Annotated in this window: 19 protein-coding genes and 1 pseudogene; 9 read left to right on the top strand and 11 right to left on the bottom strand. The window is 58.3% G+C overall.

Annotation, left to right across the window (positions count from 1 at the left end; all coding sequences use genetic code 11):
• Positions 1-17: 17 nt before the first annotated feature.
• Complete coding sequence (locus SULPSESMR1_RS16170) at positions 18-1103, bottom strand: polyamine ABC transporter substrate-binding protein (RefSeq protein ID WP_089421797.1); 1086 nt, start codon at positions 1101-1103, stop codon at positions 18-20.
• 148 nt (positions 1104-1251) lie between these two features.
• Between SULPSESMR1_RS16170 and SULPSESMR1_RS16165 the strand changes: the two genes are divergently transcribed.
• Together SULPSESMR1_RS16165 and SULPSESMR1_RS16160 are read left to right on the top strand one after the other, a co-directional pair.
• A complete protein-coding gene (locus SULPSESMR1_RS16165) occupies positions 1252-1962 on the top strand; it encodes a GntR family transcriptional regulator (RefSeq protein WP_089421796.1) in 711 nt (236 codons plus the stop codon).
• An 80-nt stretch (positions 1963-2042) separates the two neighbouring features.
• A complete protein-coding gene (locus SULPSESMR1_RS16160; RefSeq protein WP_089421795.1) occupies positions 2043-3440 on the top strand; it encodes an aspartate aminotransferase family protein in 1398 nt (465 codons plus the stop codon).
• Between the two features lie 7 nt (positions 3441-3447).
• On the opposite strand, the gene argE is transcribed toward SULPSESMR1_RS16160, so the two are convergent.
• Both argE and SULPSESMR1_RS16150 read right to left on the bottom strand, forming a co-directional pair.
• A complete protein-coding gene (gene argE / locus SULPSESMR1_RS16155; protein WP_434223019.1) occupies positions 3448-4545 on the bottom strand; it encodes an acetylornithine deacetylase in 1098 nt (365 codons plus the stop codon).
• A gap of 41 nt (positions 4546-4586) precedes the next feature.
• Positions 4587-5765: a M24 family metallopeptidase gene (locus SULPSESMR1_RS16150; RefSeq protein ID WP_089421793.1), complete on the bottom strand. Its 1179-nt coding sequence runs from the start codon at positions 5763-5765 to the stop codon at positions 4587-4589.
• A 312-nt stretch (positions 5766-6077) separates the two neighbouring features.
• Between SULPSESMR1_RS16150 and SULPSESMR1_RS16145 the strand changes: the two genes are divergently transcribed.
• The 4 genes and pseudogenes from SULPSESMR1_RS16145 to SULPSESMR1_RS25455 all read left to right on the top strand — a co-directional run.
• Positions 6078-7133: an ABC transporter ATP-binding protein gene (locus SULPSESMR1_RS16145; RefSeq protein WP_434223018.1), complete on the top strand. Its 1056-nt coding sequence runs from the start codon at positions 6078-6080 to the stop codon at positions 7131-7133.
• Between the two features lie 110 nt (positions 7134-7243).
• Positions 7244-8338 carry an extracellular solute-binding protein gene (locus tag SULPSESMR1_RS16140; RefSeq protein WP_089421791.1) on the top strand — a complete coding sequence of 365 codons (1095 nt, stop codon included), beginning with the start codon at positions 7244-7246 and terminating at the stop codon, positions 8336-8338.
• Positions 8339-8409: 71 nt separating this feature from the next.
• Positions 8410-10107 (top strand): ABC transporter permease, encoded by a 1698-nt coding sequence (locus tag SULPSESMR1_RS25460; RefSeq protein ID WP_089422369.1) that lies wholly within the window; start codon positions 8410-8412, stop codon positions 10105-10107.
• A gap of 12 nt (positions 10108-10119) precedes the next feature.
• A pseudogene (locus SULPSESMR1_RS25455) lies at positions 10120-10998 on the top strand (ABC transporter permease); the annotation flags it as partial.
• Positions 10999-11052: 54 nt separating this feature from the next.
• On the opposite strand, the gene SULPSESMR1_RS16125 reads toward SULPSESMR1_RS25455, so the two are convergent.
• From SULPSESMR1_RS16125 to dapE, 6 genes are all read right to left on the bottom strand, one after another.
• On the bottom strand, positions 11053-12339 hold the full coding sequence (locus SULPSESMR1_RS16125; protein WP_089421790.1) for a lytic murein transglycosylase: 1287 nt from the start codon (positions 12337-12339) through the stop codon (positions 11053-11055).
• A 74-nt stretch (positions 12340-12413) separates the two neighbouring features.
• A complete protein-coding gene (locus SULPSESMR1_RS16120) occupies positions 12414-13118 on the bottom strand; it encodes a helix-turn-helix transcriptional regulator (RefSeq protein WP_089421789.1) in 705 nt (234 codons plus the stop codon).
• A 51-nt stretch (positions 13119-13169) separates the two neighbouring features.
• Positions 13170-15425, bottom strand: a complete 2256-nt coding sequence (gene rnr / locus SULPSESMR1_RS16115; protein WP_089421788.1) for a ribonuclease R — start codon at positions 15423-15425, stop codon at positions 13170-13172.
• A 31-nt stretch (positions 15426-15456) separates the two neighbouring features.
• The gene (locus SULPSESMR1_RS16110) at positions 15457-16041 is read right to left on the bottom strand and encodes a TIGR04282 family arsenosugar biosynthesis glycosyltransferase (RefSeq protein WP_089421787.1); all 585 of its coding nucleotides are present in this window, start codon (positions 16039-16041) and stop codon (positions 15457-15459) included.
• Entirely contained in the window at positions 16038-16460 is a 423-nt protein-coding gene (locus SULPSESMR1_RS16105) for a GNAT family N-acetyltransferase (protein WP_089421786.1), read from the bottom strand. Before SULPSESMR1_RS16105 ends, SULPSESMR1_RS16110 begins: the two co-directional genes overlap by 4 nt.
• Positions 16457-17602, bottom strand: a complete 1146-nt coding sequence (gene dapE, locus SULPSESMR1_RS16100) for a succinyl-diaminopimelate desuccinylase (RefSeq protein ID WP_089421785.1) — start codon at positions 17600-17602, stop codon at positions 16457-16459. Before dapE ends, SULPSESMR1_RS16105 begins: the two co-directional genes overlap by 4 nt.
• Before the next feature lie 266 nt (positions 17603-17868).
• Between dapE and SULPSESMR1_RS16095 the strand changes: the two genes are divergently transcribed.
• From SULPSESMR1_RS16095 to SULPSESMR1_RS16085, 3 genes are all read left to right on the top strand, one after another.
• On the top strand, positions 17869-19452 hold the full coding sequence (locus tag SULPSESMR1_RS16095; RefSeq protein WP_089421784.1) for a Hint domain-containing protein: 1584 nt from the start codon (positions 17869-17871) through the stop codon (positions 19450-19452).
• A gap of 3 nt (positions 19453-19455) precedes the next feature.
• The gene (locus tag SULPSESMR1_RS16090; protein ID WP_089421783.1) at positions 19456-20550 is read left to right on the top strand and encodes a Hint domain-containing protein; all 1095 of its coding nucleotides are present in this window, start codon (positions 19456-19458) and stop codon (positions 20548-20550) included.
• A gap of 66 nt (positions 20551-20616) precedes the next feature.
• Positions 20617-21669: a transporter substrate-binding domain-containing protein gene (locus SULPSESMR1_RS16085; RefSeq protein ID WP_089421782.1), complete on the top strand. Its 1053-nt coding sequence runs from the start codon at positions 20617-20619 to the stop codon at positions 21667-21669.
• 11 nt (positions 21670-21680) lie between these two features.
• Here the strand turns inward: SULPSESMR1_RS16085 and SULPSESMR1_RS16080 are convergent, their stop codons facing one another.
• Both SULPSESMR1_RS16080 and SULPSESMR1_RS16075 read right to left on the bottom strand, forming a co-directional pair.
• On the bottom strand, positions 21681-22025 hold the full coding sequence (locus tag SULPSESMR1_RS16080) for a hypothetical protein (RefSeq protein WP_089421781.1): 345 nt from the start codon (positions 22023-22025) through the stop codon (positions 21681-21683).
• A 62-nt stretch (positions 22026-22087) separates the two neighbouring features.
• Complete coding sequence (locus SULPSESMR1_RS16075) at positions 22088-22342, bottom strand: GlsB/YeaQ/YmgE family stress response membrane protein (protein WP_089421780.1); 255 nt, start codon at positions 22340-22342, stop codon at positions 22088-22090.
• Positions 22343-22360 lie beyond the last annotated feature (18 nt).

Below are 22360 nucleotides of genomic sequence, written 5' to 3'. Positions count from 1 at the left end.
GCGCCCCCCAATCAAGTTCAGGTGCCCGATTTGACCTTGGTCCACATGCGCGTGACGACGCGCTGGGTTTTCGCATCATACGGCGAGGTGGTGTAGAGGTTTTCCAGCGTCGCGGCGTCAGGATAGATCGCCGTATCGCCGATCACGTCCTCGACCAGATACTCCTGACTCGCCAGATTACCGTTGGCGTAGTAGACATAGTTCGATGCCGCCGCCATATTCTGCGCGTCCATGATAAAGTTCAGGAACTTGTGCGCGCCATCGGGGTTTGGCGCGTCTACGGGGATCGCCATATTGTCGAACCACATCAGCGCACCTTCTTTTGGCGCATAGTATTCGATGGTCACGCCGTTATCGGCCTCGGCAGCACGGTCGCGCGCCTGCAAAACGTCACCCGACCAGCCAACAGCCACACAAATGTCGCCATTTGCCAGTGCATTGATATATTCAGAACTGTGGAATTTCTGAACAAAGGGTGCGATGGCGGACAGAACAGGCTCGGCTTTGCTGATGGTCTCGGCGTCTTGCGCATCGGGGTTTTCGCCGATGTAATTCAGAGCGGCCGGAATGATTTCAGCCGGTGCATCAAGAAAGTGAACGCCGCAATCGGCCAGTTTTTCCATATTGGCAGGATCAAGGATCAACGCAAGCGAGTTGACGGGTGCATCCTCACCCAGCACTTCTTTGACTTTGTCGATGTTCACACCAATGCCGGTGGTGCCCCACATATAGTTGATCGCATATTCGTTGCCGGGGTCGTATTTGCCGACACGTTTGCTGATCACGTCCCACATGTTGTCCAGATTCGACAGCTTGGATTTATCCAGTTTCTGGAAAGCGCCCGCACTGATCTGGCGTTGCAAGAAGGTGCCCGACGGCACTACAACATCATAGCCGGATGATCCGGCCAGCATTTTGGTTTCCAGCACTTCATTGCTGTCAAAAACATCATAGATCAGGTCAATGCCTGTTTCTTCCTCGAACTTGGTCAGCAAGGCTTCGTCTATATAGTCAGACCAGTTGTAAACGCGCACCTCTTCGGACATTGCCGAAGTGGCAACGACAGCCAAAGCTGCAACTGTGCTAAGCATCATCTTAGTCATAATATTCTCCCGTTCATCAGACCGAGTTGATCCCGGCTTGGTGTAATTTGATCAAGTTTTGCCCTTTTCGGCAAGATGTTTTATGCTTTCATGGCAAATGGAGCCGTGCAAGCGGTTCGCCATAGAGGTGCCAGAAAGTGAGATCGCAATGAATGCAACGCTGAAAAAAGAGGCGCTTCGCAGCAAAGCCGCCCCCGCAGCGCAGATCGCCAAGACGCCTGCCCACCAAGCAGTCTATGCAAAGATGCGCGATGCAGTTCTGTTTGGTGATCTGGCCCCCGGTCAGCCGATCACGATCCAGGGTCTTACGGCCTTGCTGGACGCGGGTATGACGCCCGTGCGCGAGGCGATCCGTAAGCTGACCGCCGAAGGCGCACTGGTCATGCAGGGCAACCGCCGCGCATCGGTGCCGGTTCTGGATTTACATACCTTGGAACAACTTGAATTTATGCGGTTAAATCTGGAACCCGAGCTGGCATTTCGGGCGACAAAATATGTCTCTTCCGACAATATCGCGACACTAACCACCATAGACAACGGCCTGAACCAAGCGATCTCCGCAGGTGATATCAGCGGCTATTTACGGCTAAACCACGCCTTTCACACGACGTTTTATGCGGTTGCGAACGCCCCCATTCTGGCACAGTCAGCTGACGCACTTTGGCTACGCTTTGGGCCCTCACTACGGGTCGTGTGCGGGCGGTTCGGCACCTCGAACCTGCCGGACAAACATGCCGAACTGCTCGAGGCGCTAAAACACAGAGACGCAGACGCCGCGCGCAACGCCATTGCCGAAGACATTCGCCAAGGGATGGTACAGGTCCGAATCGCATTGTCCGAAGATCCCGCACCACGGTGATTCGGGACCAGTCGGATTGACAGTGCAATATTTGATCATATTATGCACTCAACCGCATTTCGGATAAAAAGGACACCGTCATGGCCGCAATTACCAACCATTTGCCCACCGCCGAATTGCAGGCGCTGGATGCCGCACACCACATGCACCCATTTACCACCAACAACGAACTGGCGGCCAAGGGTGCGCGTATCATCACCCGTGCCGATGGCGTCTATTTGACGGATAGTGAGGGCAACCATATCATGGATGGTATGGCCGGCTTGTGGTGCGTCAACATCGGCTATGGCCGCGGCGAACTGGCGGACGTTGCTGCGCGCCAAATGCGCGAACTGCCCTTTTATAATACCTTTTTCATGACATCGCACGCACCGGTCATCGCACTTGCCGCCAAGATTGCAGAACTGGCGCCAGCGCATCTGAACCATGTGTTCTTTGCCGGTTCGGGATCAGAAGCGAACGACACCAACATCCGCATGGTGCGCACTTATTGGACGCAAAAGGGTAAGCCGTCCAAATCCATCATCATCAGCCGCAAGAACGCCTACCACGGCTCGTCCGTCGGGTCGGGCAGCTTGGGGGGGATGACCCCCATGCACGCACAGGGCGGGCTTCCGATCCCTGATATTCACCACATCGACCAGCCCAACTGGTGGGCCGAGGGCGGCAGCGCAACGCCCGAAGATTTTGGGCTGCAACGTGCGCAAGAACTGGAAAAAGCGATTCTTGAACTGGGAGAAGACCGTGTCGCCGCCTTCATTGCCGAACCGATTCAGGGCGCGGGCGGCGTTATCGTACCGCCATCAACATACTGGCCGGAAATCCAGCGCATCTGCGACAAATACGAAATCCTGTTGATCGCCGACGAAGTGATCTGCGGCTTTGGCCGCACCGGCGAATGGTTCGGATCAACCACAGTGGGAATCAAGCCCGACATTATGACCATCGCCAAAGGTCTGTCATCCGGCTACCAGCCCATCGGCGGGTCAATCGTGTCGGACGAAGTGGCCGAGGTGATGAACGCCTGTGAGTTCAACCACGGCTATACTTATTCCGGTCACCCCGTCGCCAGCGCCGTCGCGTTGGAAAACCTGCGGATCATGGAAGACGAAAGTTTGCTGGACCACGTCCGTAACGTGGCAGCCCCGGCACTGGCCGAGATGTGGCACGGTCTGGGCGATCACCCGATGGTGGGCGAAACCAAGATTGTCGGCATGATGGCGTCGCTGGCGCTGACACCGGACAAAGACAGCCGCGCCAAATTTGCGGCCGATGCGGGCACCGCCGGTTACATGACGCGTGAACGCAGTTTTGCAAACAACCTTATCATGCGTCACGTCTATGACCGCATGGTGATCTCGCCTCCGCTGATCATCACCCCTGAAGAGATCACGGAAATGGGCAAACGTGCCCGCACCGCGCTGGATGAATCCTATGCCCAGATCAAGGAACAGGGGCTGTTTAAAGCCGCATCCTGAGGGGTCGTCAGGCGCCTGTCATTAGCGGCTCTAACATCGCCAGACAGGCTTTCATCTGGTCGATCTCGACAAATTCATCCGGTTTGTGAGCCTGGGCAATATGTCCGGGCCCGCAGACCACCACATCCATCCCCATCTCCTGAAACAACCCCGCCTCGGTCCCGAAGGGGACCAGTTCGGCGCTGTTGGTGCCCAGCAATCCGGCCAGCACATCGCGGGCGGTGTTCACCTCCATCGGTTGCAGGCCTGCTATTTCGCCAATCGTTTCGGTACGGATGTCGGCCTGTGGATAGATGGTGCGCATCATCGGCAGCATTTCGTTTTCGACAAAGGCTTCGATGCTTTGCTTTACGAAACGCGCATCGTCTTGCACCACCGGGCGCATTTCCCATTCGACCTCGGCTTTGCCCGCGATCACGTTGTGCGCCACGCCGCCTGAAACGCGACCAATGTTAATGGTGGTCCACGGCGGCTCGAACCGACTGGTGGCAGGGGCGCGTGCCATCAGATCACAGCGCAATTCCATCAGACGGATAACATAGCGTACAGCATATTCAGCGGCGTTCACACCGCGCCCCGGATCGCTGCCGTGCCCTTCGAGGCCGGTAAAGTGGGTGGTGTATTCGCAGCAGCCTTTGTGACCTTCGATCACACGCATCCCCGTCGGCTCTCCGATCACTGCCATCGCTGGCTGCAACCCGCGCGCCTGAAGTTCCGGCACCAGCGCGCGCGCGCCGATGCACCCCACCTCTTCGTCGTAGGTAAAGGCGAAATGCACAGGCTTTTGCGGCTTTACCTTGCCTGCCATCACCACAGCCGCGGCGATAAACCCCTTCATGTCGCAGGTGCCGCGCCCGTACAGACGGCTATCAGCCTCGCGCATCTCAAACGGGTCCGAGGTCCAGTCCTGATCTTCGACCGGCACCACGTCAGTGTGCCCGCTCAACAGCAAACCACCCGGTGCCTCGGGGCCAATGCTGGCCCACAGGTTCGCCTTGGTGCCACAAGGTGCCAACATCACATCTGTGCGCGCGCCCGCATCTTCCAGCCGGTGGGCCAGTTCAGCGATCATTACCATATTGCTGTCCGCTGACACCGTGGGCATCGCAATCAGCTGTTCCAGCAAATCGATAGTCTGGCGCAGGCTCACGGTTTGACAAACATCTTGCGAGGACGGTCGCAGAAACACTCGGCGGGGCCGTCCTCGGTGATACGGATACTTTCGGTGATCTCAAGCCCCCAATCGGCCATCCATAGGCCGGGCATAAAGTGAAAGGTCATATTCGGCTCCAGCACGGTTTCGTCGGTCACGCGCAGGGAAATCGTGCGCTCGCCCCAATCGGGTGGATAGCTTAGCCCGATCGGATAACCACAGCGTTCGCCGCGCTCGATCCCTGCCGCCTCAAGCGGCGCAGCCAATGCGTTGGCAATGTCACAGGCGCGATTGCCCGCGCGGGCGGCCTCCAATCCAGCCTCAAGTCCCTCGACCAGCGCGGCCTCGGCACGCTTCAGGAAATCAGGTGGCGTGCCCAGAAACAGCGAACGGCAGAACGGCGCGTGATAGCGGCGATAGCAGCCGGAAATCTCGAAAAAGGTCGCCTCGCCGGTTTCAAACGGGCGACCGTCCCATGTCAGGTGCGGCGCAGCAGCGTCCGTTCCCGACGGCAACAGTGGCACAATCGCGGGATAATCGCCCCAAGCGCCATCCACACCGCGCACCGCGTCACGATAAATTTCCGCGACGACTTCGTTCTTGGGCACGCCGGGTTCGACCCGCTCAAGCAAGCCGTCGATGATCTTTTCCGAAATCCGCGCCGCGTTGCGCATATACTCCAGCTCCGGCTCGGATTTCACGCCGCGCTTCCAGTTGACCATCGCAGTGGCATCCGAAAATCTGGCGTCCGGCAGGCTGGATTGCATCACCGCAAATGCCTTGGCCGAAAAATAATAGTTGTCCATCTCGACGCCGATGTGCTCGGCACCCAGTTCTTGCAGAATGCCCGCCAGTTCCTGCATCGGATGGCGTTCGGTGGATTGCACAAAATGGTCGGCATAGCCGCGCACGTTGTCGTCATCCATCCAGACCGTGCGCCGCGCACCACTGGCGTCCTGACGCCGTCCCCACCAGATCGGGTCGCCCTCGCCCTGCAAGATCACGCCCTGATGCACATAAAATGACCATCCGTCGTAGCCGGTCAGCCATGCCTGATTGCTGGGGTCGGTGACGAACAGCGTATCAATTCCTGCTACATCCATCGCACTTCGCACCAGTGCGATGCGACGATCGTACTCTGCAGAAGCAAAGGGCAGATTCTTTATTATCATGTGCGTACTCCGTTTTCTGGACCTTGCTTTGTGTCGTCACGGGACGCAACACCTACGTGTTTTTGCGATTCCTGCGAAAGTGCATGCTCAAAAAGCAGCCCCTCTCGCAGGCGATTGTCCTGTTTTCAAGGATTTAGCAGAAAATATGCCTGCATTGTGGGCGCAACCAACTGTTTTCTACCAATCCGGTTGCAATACTGGACCGTGGTCGCTTTACTTGGGCCAACAAGGCGGGTTCACCGTCGTCGTAAATTCAGGGAGCCGAATTTGGCTAACACATCGACTGATGCGGCGTTTGTAGAGTTCGAACGCGTGCAAAAAAGCTATGACGGCGTGAGCCTCGTCGTCAAAGACTTGAACCTTTCCATGCCACGGGGCGAGTTTCTGACGATGCTCGGCCCATCTGGATCGGGCAAGACCACTTGCCTGATGATGCTGGCGGGATTTGAAACAGCAACACATGGCGACATCCGTCTAGGCGGAACATCGATCAACAACATTCCACCGCATAAGCGTGGCATCGGCATGGTGTTCCAGAACTATGCGTTGTTCCCGCACATGACTGTGGCCGAAAATCTGGCCTTCCCTCTGGAGGTCCGCAAGATCGGCAAGTCCGACCGCGAGGAAAAAATCCATCGCGCGCTTGGCATGGTGCAGATGAACGATTTCGCCGGACGCCGCCCCACACAACTGTCGGGTGGCCAGCAACAACGGATCGCGCTGGAGCGGGCACTGGTTTTTGAACCCGAACTGGTCTTGATGGACGAACCTCTGGGTGCGCTTGACAAACAGTTGCGCGAAACCCTGCAGTTCGAGATTACCAATCTGGCGCACGAGCTGGGCATTACCGTGGTCTATGTGACACACGACCAGACAGAAGCGCTGACCATGTCCGACCGCGTTGCCGTGTTTGAAAACGGTCGCATTCAACAGCTGGCACCGCCGGATCAACTGTACGAAAAGCCTGAAAACAGTTTTGTCGCGCAGTTTATTGGCGAGAACAACACACTGATGGGCGAAATCAAGGAAATCACCAACGGCACCGCCGTTGTGCAACTGGACGGCGGCGATCTGATCGACGCTGTTCCGGTGAACGTCACCGAAGTTGGTGAACGTACCCGTGTGTCGATCCGCCCCGAACGAGTCGAGATGAACAAAGAACGCTTGATGCCCGGCGCTAGAACGCTGAAGGCCGAAGTGCTTGAATTCATCTATATGGGCGACATTTTCCGCACCCGTCTGCGTGTGGCTGGCACTGATGACTTTGTCATCAAAACCCGGAACGCACCGGATCAGGAGCGTCTGACACCTGGCACCCAGATCGAAATCGGCTGGTTGCCTGAAGATTGCCGCGCTTTGGACGCATAGCATCCAAGGCACGGCAGGCGCACCCTTTCGGGATGCGCCTTCTATGAGGCTGTGATCAAGCCCAATCATGGCCTCCGAACCCAACGGGCATACAAATGGGAGAACTATCAATGAATTTGATGAAAACGCTACTTGCGTCTTCTGCACTCACCGCCGCCGCCTCGGTCGCGGTTGCGCAGGAAATGTCCAGCGAAATGACCATCGTTTCCTGGGGCGGCGCCTATCAGAACAGCCAGCTCAAAGCCTATGCTGAGCCCTATGCCGAAATGCACCCAGAAGTTACCATCGTTTGGGATGAAAGCTCGAACGAAGCTGTGGCCAAACTGCGCGCCATGAACGAAGCCGGTAACATCACTTGGGATCTGGTCGACGTTGTGGCTGCTGACGCCATTCGCCTGTGCGACGAAGGTCTGGCGATGGAATATGATCCCGACGAACTGCTCGCCGAAGGCGATGATGGTTCCTCGGCGACGGATGACTTCGGCGACCTGATCGTTTCCGACTGCTACATCCCGCAGATTGTTTATTCGACAACATTCGGCTACCGCACAGACATGGTTCCCGAAGGCGTCGATGCACCTGACGAAATCTGCGACGTCTTTGATCTGGAAACATATCCGGGCAAACGTTCGCTGGAAAAGCGTCCCATCAACAACATGGAATGGGCTCTGCTGTGTGACGGCGTCGCAAAAGACGAAGTCTACGACGTTCTGGCAACTGCCGAAGGTCAAGAGCAGGCTCTGGCCAAGCTCGACACCATCAAAGACAGCGTAATCTGGTGGTCGGCCGGTGCTGACACACCCCAGCTGCTGGCAGATGGCGAAATCTTCATGGGTTCGACCTATAACGGTCGCCTGTATTCTGTCATCGAAGAGCAAAACCAGCCCGTCGCCATGATGTGGGACGCGCAGGTGTTCGACCTTGACGGTTGGATCATCCCGGCCGGTCTGCCTGACGACAAATTGGCACGTGTAAAAGACTTTGTGAAATTCGCAACAGACACCAAGCGTCTGGCGGATCAGGCAAATTACATTTCTTACGGCCCTGCACGTGCGTCTTCCGCACCGCTGGTCCCCGAGAACATGAAACAGCACATGCCGACTGACCCCGCGAACGCCGAGAACACGTTCCTGTACAACTACACGTTCTGGGCTGACTACCGCGACGACATCGACGCGCGCTTCCAAGCGTGGCTGGCACAATAAGCCCCGCTTGATCGCATAATTTCGGTGGGGGCCATGTCCGGCCCCCACCACCCTCCAAAGCGAGACCGATGATGAGCAACTCAAAAGATGATGACGCCGTCGCAGGCCCCGTGCCTGTTGCACCCGTAGATGCAGGACCCGTTCTTGCAGCGGATGGCACGCCACTGAAACGCAGTCTGGGGCGCGCATTGCGCCGCCAGAAGGGCCGGGCGTTGTTGTTGATCGCGCCGTTGCTGATCTTTGTTCTGGTTACCTTCATTATCCCGATCGGCTCGATGCTGTTCCGGTCGGTGGAAAATGACATTGTGGCCAACACCTTGCCCTACGCGGTGCAAGAACTGGCAAGCTGGGACGCCGCGTCGGGCGAACTGCCCTCCGAAGCTGTTTACAAAGCCATGTACGACGACCTGTTCGTCGCCACTGAGGCAAAGAAACACACCCGCCTCGGCTCGCGGCTGAACTACGAGCAAACCGGCATTTCGTCCCTGTTCCGCCAATCTGGCCGCAAGGTTGATGATCTGGCCAAGGATGCAGCCAAAGCACTGGAAGACGCCGTTCCTGCCTTCGAGAATGGCGAAACCTGGTACGCGCTGATGGACGCCGGTGACGGTGAGGGCAACACAACCCTGCTGAAAAACACACGCGGTCGCATCGGTCGTCTGAACGACGGTCCAGCCAGCGCAGACATGGACTTTGTGCCAAGCGCCGAGATTGCCGCACTTCTGCCGCGCACCGCGCGCACATATACCGAATGGGCCATCTTCGAAGTCACTGACGCAGAACGTGTTCCGACCAACCGCGCCCCGTGGGAACTGGTTTCGCTGGCGCTGCTGGAAGAGTTGAAAACCGCCGACCTGTCGGGCCTAAGCGGTGAGCGCGCCGCCTTGCTGCAACAGGCGCAGGCTGTCGATTTCGAAATCCCGTCCTATACCGATACTTTTGCCGAGATCGACCAGGACTGGGCCAATGTTACAGCGTGGGAAACCCTACAGACACATTCGGCCAAATATACCGCCGGCTATTTCCTGAATGCCATCGACGCGCAGAAGACACCCGACGGTTTTGCCTGGCAGCCGGAAGAAAAACAGATCCTGCTGACACTTTTTGGCCGCACTCTGGTCATGTCTTTGATGATCACCGGTTCGTGCATCCTGCTGGGCTATCCGGTGGCATGGCTGCTGGCGAACTTGCCTGCATCCAGAGCAAATCTGCTGATGATCCTCGTGCTGCTGCCATTCTGGACCTCACTTCTGGTGCGAACATCGGCGTGGAAGGTGATGTTGCAATCACAGGGTGTGATCAACGACGTGCTGGTGTGGATCGGCCTTGTCGATGACGCCGACCGTCTGGTCATGATCAACAACCAGTTCGGTACGATCGTCGCGATGACGCACATTCTGCTGCCGTTCATGATTCTGCCGATGTATTCCGTGATGCAGACCGTTCCGCCCACCTATCTCCGTGCAGCCAAATCGCTGGGTGCCACAAACTGGACTGCTTTCTGGCGCGTCTACTTCCCCCAGTCGATTCCGGGCATCGGCGCGGGCTCGATCCTCGTGTTTATCTTGTCCATCGGCTACTATATCACCCCCGAAATCGTCGGCGGAACCAAAGGCGTGTTCATCTCCAACCGCATCGCCTACCACATTTCCTCCTCGCTTAACTGGGGCCTCGCGGCCGCACTGGGGTCGATCCTGCTGGCGGTCGTTCTCGTCCTTTACTGGTGCTACGACCGGATCGTAGGCATCGACAACGTGAAACTGGGATAACTGATTATGGGCCTGCCTCCTTATGCAACGATGCCTCAGCGGATCTGGTACTACGCCTTCCGCGTGATCTGCGCGCTGATCTTCATTTTTCTGATCACTCCGATCATTGTGGTGATGCCGCTCAGCTTCAACGCCGAGAACTTCTTCACCTTCACGCCGGAAATGCTCCGACTGGATCCCGACGGCTATTCGCTGAAGCACTATGAGGACTTCTTCACCAACAACGAGTGGCAGCGTAGTCTGAAAAACTCGCTGATCATCGCACCAATTGCGACGATCATCTCGGTTTCGCTGGGCACACTGGCGGCAATCGGCCTGTCACAAAGCCACGTCCCGTTCAAAGGCACCATCATGGCGATCCTGATCTCGCCAATGATCGTTCCCCTGATCATCTCGGCCACGGGCATGTTCTTTTTCTACTCGGCCTTGGGCAACTGGCTTGAATCGTCGCTGGGCCTGGACAAAAACTTTGTCGGCTACGTCAAAGTCATTCTGGCACACGCAGTGCTTGGCATTCCCTTCGTTATCATCACGGTAACGGCGACACTTGTCGGCTTCGACCGCTCTCTGACCCGCGCGGCGGCGAATATGGGCGCAAACCCCGTCACCACTTTCTTTCGCGTGCAAATGCCTCTGATCCTGCCCGGCGTGATCTCGGGCGGCCTGTTCGCCTTTATCACCTCATTCGACGAAGTCGTGGTGGTCCTTTTCGTGGGTTCAGCCGGCCAAAAGACCCTACCTTGGCAGATGTTCACAGGCCTGCGCGAACAAATCAGCCCAACGATCCTTGCAGTTGCCACGCTTCTGGTCGGCATCTCGATCCTTTTGTTGACCGTGGTCGAACTGCTACGCCGCCGCTCTGAACGTCTGCGCGGAATCGTCGAAAGCTAAACTTCTTTTGGCTGAAAATATCTCGGGGTCCGGGGCAGCGCTCCGGTCCTGCCCCTACCCGCCGCGCAAACGCTCAAGAATGCGCAGCGACGCATAGCCATCCGGCACCAAACCTTCCGCCGATTGATACCGCCGCACCGCATCCACCGTCAGCGGTCCGATCTTGGCGTCAATCTTCTGGGTATCAAACCCCTGTGCCGTCAGCCGCTCCTGCAACTCAATCCGCTCATCAAAGGTCAGCACACGGTCCCCGCGCGGCCACTCGGCGCGAATTGCCGCGCCACCCCGAATGCGATCAGCCAGATAGCCCACGCCAATTACATAAGCGTCGGCAGTGTTATAAGCTTCTATCACTTCAAAATTGTCGAACACTAGAAATGCAGCACCCTGCGCGCCCGCAGGCAACAAAACCGCAGCGGGGCCATGATCAGGCACCGCGCCACCGACACCCGCAACACCCATGCCCGCCCAGACCGAGGGCAACCGCCTGATTTCGCGATCAGCTTGAGTGTAATCAAACCCTTCAGGCAGCGTCACCTCAACTCCCCAAGGCATGCCCGTCTTCCAACCGTGATGCTTCAGATACGCAGCTGTCGACGCCAGCGCATCTGCGGGATCATCCGACCAGATGTCGCGCTTGCCATCATCGGTGAAATCCACCGCATGGGCCAAGAAAGACGTGGGCATGAATTGCGTATGTCCCATCGCCCCCGCCCAGCTTCCATTCATCTGGCTGGCGGCAACGTCCCCGTTTTCCAAAATGGTCAGTGCCGCCATCAGTTGCTCTTCAAAGAACGCACTGCGCCGCGTGTCATAGGCCAAAGAGGCAAGGCTCTGGATCGTCTTGTTCGACCCGCGAAACCCGCCATAGGCGCTTTCAAGCCCCCAGATCGCGGCCACCACGTATTTATCAACGCCATAGGTCGCCTCGATCTTGTTCAGAGTTGCGCTATGTTTGTGCACAGCGGCCTGTCCGTTCGCGATACGGGCGTCCGACACGGCCGTGTCCAAATAATCCCAGATCGTCTTGGTAAACTCCGACTGGTTGCGGTCACGTCGCACCACGTCCGCGTCAAAGCTGACACTCGAAAAAGCGCGGTCCAGCGTGCTCTGCCGGATGCCCTGCGCCATCGCACGCGGAAAAAATTCTTTGATCCATGTCTGAAAACCCGCATTCGACAGGTTTTGCGTCTCTGATATGGGGTTTGCGGCCACGGTGGTATCACTGGCCGACGCCGCCGGTTGCGGGCGCAGCACGGGTCTTAGGGATGTATCGGCGTGTGCCAAGCCACCAAATCCGACGCTCAGTGCCGCCGCTGCTGTCAGGGAAAAATACCGCATAGTGCCTCGATTCTCGCTTGTGTGGTCCGCGTGATTACCAACAGGTTAGCGACTATTATACGGTGTCGAAAGCATCACGAGAGGGTGTGACGTTCTTGTTCGGCTCTGATCCGCTCAAGATGCTGGCGCAGCAACGGCACGCGGTGCGGACGAAAGCTGACCTCGGTCCGTTCCAGATCGGTCATCCGGTCCAGCCGGAACGACCGGAAATCCTGCCGCAGCAGGCACCACGCCAACAGCACGTTGTTGTGGTCGAAATAGACAATGCCCAGCGGACGCACGGTGCGCTCGGTCTGACGCGCGGTTGCGTCGGAATAGGCAAAACGCACGCACACTTCTTCCCACGTGGCAGCACGCAGCAGGCCCACATCAATAGTCGGTTCGGCAGGACGATGAAACCGGTGCGCATCCAGAATGGCATGTTTCAATCGGTGCGCCTGACGGGGTGGCACACGGGCCTGAATCTTGACCAGCGCAGATTGCGCTGCTTTGGACAGCGCCGGATCCCCAATCACCGCCACATCGCGCAACCCCAGAACCAGCGCTTCCAGTTCGTCATCCTCGAACCCCAGCGGCGGCAGGGTTGCGTCCTCGATCAAGGTAAAACCAAAGCCCGCCTCGCCGTCGATCACAGCGCCCAGACCGCGCAGGGCATCCATGTCGCGGTACACTGTGCGCAGCGACACTTCCATGTCATCGGCAAGCTGCTGCGCCGTCACCGGAGGTGGCAGGCGGCGCAGGTGTTGCATCAATTGGAACAGGCGATGGGTGCGGGTCATAGGCCAGTTATACCACAACTCCTGTCAAAAACTGACAGTATAGTTCCGCGCCTAGCTGCGTTTCCGGCTGACCTTGCGCTTGATCTTGTCGCTTTTGCGCTTGCCCTTGGCCGCTTTGCGTCGCGGTGCGCGGCCCGCAGGCGACCAACTGCCGCCCTGAGGCATCTTTTCCCCGTCGATCGACAACAGTTCCAGCGCAATACCACCCGTGACAGGCGCCGCTTCTGTCAGGCGGGCTGTCACCCGCTGGCCGATGCTGATGGTCAGGCCGGTGTCCGCCCCCATCAGGGTGCCTGCCTCGCGGTCAAAGTGGAAAAATTCACGCCCCAAGGTGCGGATCGGAACCAGACCGTCCGCCCCGCTGTCGTCCAGCTTAACAAAGGCCCCGAATTTGGCAATTCCGTTGATCCGACCGGTAAATTCGTCACCCACACGTTCCGACAGATACGACGCCAGATACCGGTCAGTCGTGTCCCGCTCTGCCAACATCGACCGCCGTTCGGTGTCCGAAATGTGCTGTCCGGTCTCTTCCAGCCGTTCGATATCTTCGGGCTTCAACCCGTCCTTACCCCATCCGTGGGCAGTGACCAAAGCGCGGTGCACGATCAGGTCGGAATAGCGGCGAATGGGCGAAGTGAAGTGCGCATAGTTGCGCAGCGCCAGTCCAAAGTGGCCAAAGTTCTGCGGCCCGTAATAGGCCTGCATCATCGAGCGCAGCGTCGAAATATTGATCAGTTCCGCATCCTCGGACCCGGCTGCCGCGCTCAGCAGCCGGTTCAGGTGCGCGGTCTTCAGCACTTGCCCTTTGGCCAATGTCAAACCTGCCGCCAGCGCCGTCTCGCGCAGCGATTCCAGTTTTTCAGGACTTGGCTCTTCATGCACGCGGAACAGAAGCGGCTGTTTTTTGGCAATCAGTGTCTCGGCGGCGGCAACGTTGGCCATCACCATGAACTCTTCGATCAAACGGTGCGCGTCCAGACGATCCTTGAAGTTGACCGAGCTGACGGTGCCGTTGTCTTCCAGCACAATCTGGCGTTCCGGCAGGTCCAGTTCCAGCGGTTGACGCAAGTGGCGCGCTTTGACCAGCGCAGCATAGGCATCGTAAAGCGGCTGCAACACAGGCTCTATCAACGGCCCGCAACGCTCGTTCGGAGTGCCGTCGATGGCCGCCTGCACCTCTTCATAGTTCAGTGACGCGGGCGAGCGCATCAGACCACGCACAAAGTGGTGGCTGATCTTTTCACCGTGGGCGTCGATTTGCATCCGCACGGCGATGCAGGCGCGGGGCACACCTTCGTGCAGGCTGCACAGGTCGCCGGACAACCGGTCGGGCAGCATCGGCACCACTCGATCCGGGAAATAGGTCGAGTTGCCCCGCTTGCGCGCCTCGCGGTCCAGCGCCGAACCGGGGGTGACATAGGCCGCCACATCCGCAATCGCGACCCAGATGATGTGGCCGCCTTCGTTTTTGGGATCATCATCGGGATGGGCATAGCAAGCGTCGTCATGATCGCGCGCGTCCCACGGGTCGATGGTGATCAGGGGCATGTCGCGCAGGTCTTCGCGGCCCTTCAGGCCCATCGGTTTCATCGCGTCGGCTTCTGCAATAACATCGTCGGGGAAATCATCGGGAATGCCGTGCTGGCGGATGGCGATCAGCGACACGGCCTTGGGTGCGGACGGGTCGCCCAGGCGTTCGATAATGCGGGCGCGGGGAAGGCCCATACGGGCAGGGCCGGCCAGTTCAGCCTCGACCAGTTCGCCGTCTTTGGCACCACCGGTGGCGTCGGATGGCACCTGCCATTCCTTGTCGGCGCCCTTGTCCACGGGCAGGATGCGCCCGCCTTCGGCGGTCTTGCGAAACACGCCGAGAATCTTCTTGGGGTTGGTCCCAACGCGCCGGATCATCCGCGCTTCGTAGTTGTGATCCTCTGCCGTCACCACAGTCAGACGCGCCAGAATACGGTCCCCCTCGCCCAGCGCCGGATCAGAGGTGCGCGTGATCATCAGCACAACGGGCTCTACGCCCTCCCCGTGCCATTCCAGCGGGCGGGCAAACAGGTCGCCATTGCTGCCAGGGGCAAGCACCTGCAAAACGCTGACGGGCGGCAAACGATCCGGATCCTGATAGCTCTTTTTGCGCTTTTCCAGATGACCTTCGTCTTCCAACTCGCGCAGCAGGCGTTTCAGGTCGATACGGGCAGCGCCTTTGATCCCGAAAGCCTTGGCGATATCGCGCTTGGCGGTCAGGGTCGGATTGGCGGCAATCCAGTCGAGAATCTCGGGTTTTGAAGGTATACGGCTCATAGACCCGAGTTAGCACGGGCTTGGGGCAGCGTCATCGGCTATTTATCGTATCAAGGTCGGCGACAGTGTCCACATCGCGCAGCGTGGCGGTCTGAGCAATGCGCAATCCGCGCAGGTTGGCGCGGGTATCGGCCAGTGCGTGTTCGGTGGACCAACGCACGCCTTGGAACAACCCCTGCGGCACGGGGCGCGCCCGACGCAGGCCAATCAGCCAATAGCCGCCGTCGTGTGCCGGACCGAACACCGCATCATTGTTGCCAAGTGCGGCGAACGCCGTGGCGACATGTACACGGGTGATGCCCGGAACATCGGCCCCGATCACACAGACCGGCCCACCCGCCCGTGCCATCATCCGCGCCATCCGGTCGCCCAGATCGCCCTGCCCTTGTGGCCAACGGGGCAAATGCGCGGGCCAGACGCGGCTGGCCATCCCCGCACGATCGGGCGCGACCGCCAGAACCGTGGTCCAGCGCGGGTCGTGAATTTGGCGCAACAGACGGCGCACCTGATGGCGAAACCACCATGCGGCGGCGGTCATACCGATGTCGCGCCCCAGCCGCGTTTTCACACGCCCCGCGCGCGGTTCCTTGACCATGACGACCAGCGTTGGCTTCACAAAGCCAACTCCATGTCGCGGTGGCGAATGCCTGCGTCCAGATAAACGGGGCCAAATACGGTAAAGCCCAGCTTTTCATAGAATGGAATCGCATATTCCTGCGCGCCCAGCTTGGCCCGTGTCACCCCCTGTTGTTGCCGCGCAATGTCCAACGACGCGCGGATCAATGCAGCACCAAGTCCAGTGCCGCGTTGGTCTTGCAGTACGCAAACGCGCCCGATCTTAGCGGTTTCGTCCAGCAGGATAATGCGCGCCGACCCAACTGGGCGGCCCGCATCAGTGGCCAGAACATGCAGGGCCACATCATCCAGATCGTCGATTTCGTCCGCTTCGGGCACGTGCTGTTCTTCGATGAACACGGTGCGTCGCAACGCGCGGCAGGTGGTAATGTCGCGGGTTTGTGCAATCTCGACCGTCATGCAAAGTAATCGCGCAGAATGCGGCCATAGATGGATTTCAGCTGGTGGATATGTTCGACGCGCACGTGTTCGTCCACTTGGTGCATCGACTGCCCAACCAATCCAAACTCGACCACAGGACAATGGTTTTTCACAAACCGCGCATCCGATGTGCCGCCGGTGGTGGACAGAACCGGTTTCAGCCCTGTCTCGGCCTCGACCGCCGTGCTGACCAGCGATGACAATTCACCGGGAGGTGTCAGAAAGGCCTCGCCCGAGACCTTGATTTGCATGTCGATCGTTACGCCAAACTCTTCGATCACCTGATCGACATTCTGTTGCAGCCATTGGCTGAGACTGTCGCCGGAATGGATGTCGTTAAAGCGGATGTTGACGCAGGCGGAACACCCCGCAGGGATCACGTTGGTGGCAGGGTTGCCTGTGTCCACAGTCACCACGGCCAAGGTCGAGGGATCAAAGTGATCGGTGCCCTCGTCCAGTGGATAGCTGGCCAGACGGTCCATCAGCCGCACCATCGCGGGCAACGGGTTCAGCGCACGGTGTGGATAGGCCGAATGCCCCTGTTTGCCAGTCACTTCGATCCATGCGGTCATCGACCCGCGGCGACCAATCTTGATCATCTCGCCCATTGTTTCGGGGCAGGTCGGTTCGCCCACCAGACAGACATCCATCGCTTCTCCCTGTTTGTCCATATAATCAAGCAATGCTGTGGTGCCGTCCTCGGCATCGGCTTCCTCGTCTCCGGTGATTGCCAGAATGATCGCACCGTCGGGCGGTGTGTTCTGTACAAAATCAATAGCTGCGGCAGCAAAGGCCGCAACGCCCGATTTCATGTCGGTCGTCCCGCGCCCGTACATTACGCCATCGGCAATTTCGGCGGAAAACGGCGGGTGGGTCCATGCGCCTGTGTCACCCACAGGCACCACATCGGTATGGCCGTTAAAACCAAAGGTACGCGCGTGGCCCTTGTCCCCCCAGCGGGCGAACAGGTTGCGGATGCCCCCCCGATCCGCCCAGGATACGGCAAAACCGGACTGCGACAGCGCGTCGGACAGCACATCCAGCGCCCCCGCATCGGCAGGTGTTACAGATGCGCATTTGACCAGTTCAGCGGTCAGTCGGGCGGGATCAGTGACAGGCATTTGGTTTCCTTGGATTAATGGTGCTGCACGGCGAAAACAGATTTGTGGCGAAATCGGCACGGAACCGCGCGTTTCACATGGAGATTTTGTTAACAAACTCCGAAAATACATGCTAGGCTTGCCTCAATAACATGACCCGAGGCAGGGCATTCAGCAGTACCGCCATCAACGTATGGCACAAACATGCAAAAACCGCATGGCGCAATGGGCACAGGATAACTGTGCGCTGCTGGCTGATCTGTCTCGCTTAAGGGCAAGAGGCAGACATGGTCGCAGCAAGTGAACTTCCTATCCGGACGGTGCGTGAAGGCACCGATGCCACGGATATGGCCGAAACCATTTTTGGTGATGGCGTTACAGTGGTCGGCGCAACCTACTCCGGTGACCGCGACTCGGCCGGCATCTACAGCAATGGCGACAACGTAGCACCCGGCGCCACACCCAGTGACACGGGCGTGATTCTGTCCACTGGTGATGCGCAGGATTTTACCAATCGTTGGGGCAGCTCGAACCAGTCTACCAGCACCTCTACAAACACGTCAGGCCGGTCCAACGACTCGATGTTCAACCAGCAGGCTGGCGCCAACACGTATGACGCTGCCTGGCTCGACATCGACTTTATCCCTACCGGTGACGTGATGACGATGCAGTTCGTGTTCTCGTCCGAAGAGTACCCTGAATTCCAAAACTCGGTCTATCAGGATTTTGTTGGTGTGTGGATCAACGGGCAGTTCGTCGAAATGACGATTGGTGACGGCGATACCGACCCCGGGAACGTGAACCAGACCAACAACTTGAACATGTTTCTGGACAACTCGAATGACGCGTTCAACACCGAGATGGACGGGCTGACCATCACCATGACCCTGACGATTCCGGTTATCTCGGGATCAGTGAACTCGATCCGCATCGGCATCGCGGACGTGTCCGATTCCAACTACGATTCAAACCTGCTGATCGCGGCGGATTCGATGCAAACCCTGCTGATTGCCAACACCGACGACGCGCATGTGGCACCTGATGGTTCCAAAGTCGTTGATGTTCTCGCCAACGACGTCAACAACGGCAACGGCTCGCTGACCATCACCCATATCAACAACATGGCTGTGGTCGCCGGTCAGACCATCACCTTGCCGACTGGCCAGCAGGTGATGCTGAACGCCGACGGCACGCTGACACTGATCGGTGACGGCGACTCCGAAGACTTCAATTTTACCTATCAGGTCGACAATGGTGACAACACCGACATCGGTTACGTCAATGTCAGCTCGATCCCCTGCTTTGTGGCGGGCACGATGATCGCGACGCCCACGGGCGAAGCGCGGGTCGAAGACCTGGTGCCCGGTGATCTGGTCATGACACAAGACGAAGGTGCCCAACCGTTGCGCTGGATCGGCCAGCGCACTGTGGCCGCTGCTGGAAAATTCGCGCCGGTTTGCGTGCGTGCCAACACATTTGGAACCCACCGCGAATTGCTGGTGTCGCCCGAACACCGCATCCTGATCCGCGACAGTCTGGCAGAACTGCTGTTCGGAGAGGCAGAGGTGCTGGTCGCCGCCAAAGATCTGGTGAACGACCGTTCGGTGCGCGCCCGTGCCGGCGGCGAGGTGACCTATGTCCACCTGATGTTCGACAAGCATCAGGTGGTTTTTTCGGAAGGTCTGGCTACAGAATCCTTCCTGCCCGGACCGCAGACCGAAAAGAGCTTTGAACAAGATATCCTGAACGAAATCTGCGCCCTTTTCCCCGAACTCGACCCGTCAACCGGACAGGGTTATTCCCCCGCCGCGCGCCGGACACTGAAACATTTCGAAGCGGACCTGTGGCGCCGCGCACAAAAGGTTGCCTGAAGTATGGCTTGGATTGCACTGCTCGACACCCGCGAAGGACGCTTTTGCGCCAACGGTTTGGGATTTGATCATCACGACGCACCACAATGCGACATGGCCGACGGGGGGATGCTGACAAGCGGCAGCCTGATGTTGGAAACACGAATGTCGCCCGATGGTCGTCCGCAAGAGTTGTTTGGCTTTTCCGCGGGCCACCCGTGGCCGCGCAGCCTGACGTTTCAGGCGATCCCGGGTGGCGGTATTTCGATGGTACACAGTCACGATGGTACGGTTGTGCACGGGGCCATCCGGCGCAAGACATTTGCGCGCACCGATGTGCTACGCGTGACCTATGCTTGGGACACCGAAAGCAACTGGGCGCGGTTGTCGATCGAAGAACCCGAGCAGGGCGAAGTTTTGGCAGTGCCGATCAATGACCCCAAACCGTTTCTCGTCTCGGACCTGCGCGAACTGATATTGGGCCAGACCGACCGTGTTCTGGCACAGGACGTTATCTTTGCCGCTCTGTCCACGCAGATTGAACCCATCGGCCCGATGCCGTCGCTGGACCCGTCGGTGATGGCGGCCACGCCCCACGGTTACCGACCTGTGGGCGAGTTGCAGCGCGGCGATACGGTGATGACCGAAAGTTCGGGCGTGGTGCCTGTGCTGCACCGCATTGATCGCACCGTGCCTGCGCGCGGCAGCTTTTCCCCTGTGCGTCTGCGTGCGCCCTATTTCAACTTGCAACAAGACATGGTTGTTGCTCCCGAGCAACGGCTGGTGCTGCGCGGGTCGGACGTTGAATATCTGTTCAACCAAGAGGCCGTTCTGGTCCCTGCTCGCCACCTGATGAACGGCCACGCTGCGCATCCGGCACCCTGCGGGCCGGTCATCACCTATACGCAACTGCTGTTGCCAGGGCACGAAACCCTGCTGACCGCCGGCACCTGGGTCGAAAGCCTGTATATCGGACGCTTGCGACGCAAGGTTGATCTGCTGAGCAACAGCGCACTACAGAATCTTGAGCGTTCGACCCTGCCAGAACACGGAAAACCCGCGTTTCCGGTGCTGAAGTGGTTCGAAGCGATCACACTGACGGATCAACGTGCAGCCTGACAATTGCGCGCCCTTGCGGGGCCAATACCCTTGCTTTACCTCCGATGAAAAAAATGGGGTTAGGGGATGATCCGCTATTTTCTATCGTTCCTGTTCACCTGCTGCCTTGTGACCGAGGCAGCGGCACAGGATCTGACCGTTGCCACAGTCACACGGCCGCCGTTCTCGATGGTCGCGGACGGTGAGGATACCGGCTTTTCCACAGAATTGTGGCACGAGATCGCCTCCCAGCTTGGCCGCCCCTATCAGACCGTGCGCTATGACAACTTCAGCGAGATGCTGGGAAGCATTAAAAACGGCGACTCCGATCTGGCCATCGCAAATATCTCGATCACAGCGGACCGCTTGGCTGAGATGGATTTTTCCCAACCAATTTTTGCATCGGGTCTGCAAATCATGGTGCACCGCCAAGCTGGCAGTGGCACGTCGTTCTGGTCTGCATTCCTGTCGTGGGATTTGTTGCTGGCGATTATCGGTGCCTTTGCCCTGCTGATGACGGGTGGCATGATAATGTGGCATTTCGAAAAGCGGTCACAGGACTATTTCGACAAACCGCTGCGACAGGCAATCTTTCCCTCGTTCTGGTGGGCGCTGAACCTTGTGGTTAACGGCGGGTTCGAAGAACGGATGCCGCGCAGTGTGTTCGGACGTGTGTTCGGTGTTTTGCTGGTGGTTTCGTCACTGTTTATCGTGTCGTTGTTCGTCGCCCACATTACGGCAACCATGACGGTCGAGGCGATCAACGGATCGGTCAGGTCAGTCAACGATCTGTACGGCAAACGCGTCGGCACCATCGAAGGCAGCACCGCCCAAGTGTTTATGGACGCGCGCGATATGCGCTCGGAAGGGTCGCCTGATCTGGCCCGTTTGCTGGAAAAATTCGAGTCCAACGAACTGGATGCCGTCGTTTTTGACGCACCGGTGCTGGCCTATTATGTGAACACATCCGGCGCTGGACTGGCTGAATTGACCGGTTCGGTGTTCAAAAGCGAAAACTATGGCATTGCACTGCCCACCAACAGCGCGCTGCGCGAGGACATCAACCGGGTGTTACTCAGCCTGCGCGAAGACGGCACCTATGCCACAATCCACCGCAAATGGTTCGGCAAAAACCCGTAATAGCGCAAGCCTTAAAGCTTGTCGAAGAAGGGCGTTACCTGCGCCACGATCACCGCGTTTTCATCCAGCGCCTGCTGCATCAGCGCGCGCTCTTCGTCGTCAATCTCGTGGCCTTCTTCCTCACGCTCGGCCAATGTGCCGTAGCCTGTGACATCCAGAGGCGCTGTATCCGCCTGTTTCAGGATCGCCACGGTCTCTCGAACGGCCTCGGCCTCATCCACACCGCTGGCAAAACACATCAGGGCTGCCCCTGTCGCCTTGTCCGGCAGGCCGTCGCCTTTTTTCCGGCCAATCTGAACCAACAGGGTATAGACCTGCTGACGCGAGGGTTTCTTTGGTTTTTTGGTATCAGACATAAAAAGAGCCGCCGCATGAAGTTACGGCAGCCCTAGCGTGTTATTGTCGCCCTGAAAAGGGTTCAGGCACGACCGCGGATCAACCGAGTGATCCAGATCAGCAAACATGCACCAATCACACCCACAACCAACTGGCCAATCCAGCCGCCCAGTGTCGAACCGACAATGGCAACCAACAGGAAGTTGGCAACAAGCGCACCAACGATCCCCAAGCCGATGTTGGCAAGCAGACCCATGCTGGAATTCATGATTTTCTCAGCAATCCAACCCGCAATGGCCCCTACGATAATGGCAGCAAACCAGCCTATACCTGTCATGATGTCTCTCCTAATATC

This window comes from Pseudosulfitobacter pseudonitzschiae (genome assembly GCF_002222635.1).
GTDB lineage: Bacteria > Pseudomonadota > Alphaproteobacteria > Rhodobacterales > Rhodobacteraceae > Pseudosulfitobacter > Pseudosulfitobacter pseudonitzschiae_A.
Note: the sequence above shows the minus strand (reverse complement) of the source record. Positions and strands in the feature narration are given on the sequence as shown.

Bases quoted from the DNA above. Each gene is read 5' to 3' on its own strand.
- SULPSESMR1_RS16150 (WP_089421793.1), bottom strand. From the start codon at position 5,765: ATGATAATAAAGAATCTGCCCTTTGCTTCTGCAGAGTACGATCGTCGC.
- dapE (WP_089421785.1), bottom strand. From the start codon at position 17,602: ATGCCTGTCACTGATCCCGCCCGACTGACCGCTGAACTGGTCAAATGC.
- SULPSESMR1_RS16080 (WP_089421781.1), bottom strand. From the start codon at position 22,025: ATGTCTGATACCAAAAAACCAAAGAAACCCTCGCGTCAGCAGGTCTAT.
- rnr (WP_089421788.1), bottom strand. From the start codon at position 15,425: ATGAGCCGTATACCTTCAAAACCCGAGATTCTCGACTGGATTGCCGCC.
- SULPSESMR1_RS16165 (WP_089421796.1), top strand. From the start codon at position 1,252: ATGAATGCAACGCTGAAAAAAGAGGCGCTTCGCAGCAAAGCCGCCCCC.
- SULPSESMR1_RS16075 (WP_089421780.1), bottom strand. From the start codon at position 22,342: ATGACAGGTATAGGCTGGTTTGCTGCCATTATCGTAGGGGCCATTGCG.
- SULPSESMR1_RS16140 (WP_089421791.1), top strand. From the start codon at position 7,244: ATGAATTTGATGAAAACGCTACTTGCGTCTTCTGCACTCACCGCCGCC.
- SULPSESMR1_RS25460 (WP_089422369.1), top strand. From the start codon at position 8,410: ATGAGCAACTCAAAAGATGATGACGCCGTCGCAGGCCCCGTGCCTGTT.
- SULPSESMR1_RS16105 (WP_089421786.1), bottom strand. From the start codon at position 16,460: ATGACGGTCGAGATTGCACAAACCCGCGACATTACCACCTGCCGCGCG.
- SULPSESMR1_RS16170 (WP_089421797.1), bottom strand. From the start codon at position 1,103: ATGACTAAGATGATGCTTAGCACAGTTGCAGCTTTGGCTGTCGTTGCC.
- SULPSESMR1_RS16085 (WP_089421782.1), top strand. From the start codon at position 20,617: ATGATCCGCTATTTTCTATCGTTCCTGTTCACCTGCTGCCTTGTGACC.
- SULPSESMR1_RS16090 (WP_089421783.1), top strand. From the start codon at position 19,456: ATGGCTTGGATTGCACTGCTCGACACCCGCGAAGGACGCTTTTGCGCC.
- SULPSESMR1_RS16125 (WP_089421790.1), bottom strand. From the start codon at position 12,339: ATGCGGTATTTTTCCCTGACAGCAGCGGCGGCACTGAGCGTCGGATTT.
- SULPSESMR1_RS16120 (WP_089421789.1), bottom strand. From the start codon at position 13,118: ATGACCCGCACCCATCGCCTGTTCCAATTGATGCAACACCTGCGCCGC.
- argE (WP_434223019.1), bottom strand. From the start codon at position 4,545: ATGCCCACGGTGTCAGCGGACAGCAATATGGTAATGATCGCTGAACTG.
- SULPSESMR1_RS16095 (WP_089421784.1), top strand. From the start codon at position 17,869: ATGGTCGCAGCAAGTGAACTTCCTATCCGGACGGTGCGTGAAGGCACC.
- SULPSESMR1_RS16160 (WP_089421795.1), top strand. From the start codon at position 2,043: ATGGCCGCAATTACCAACCATTTGCCCACCGCCGAATTGCAGGCGCTG.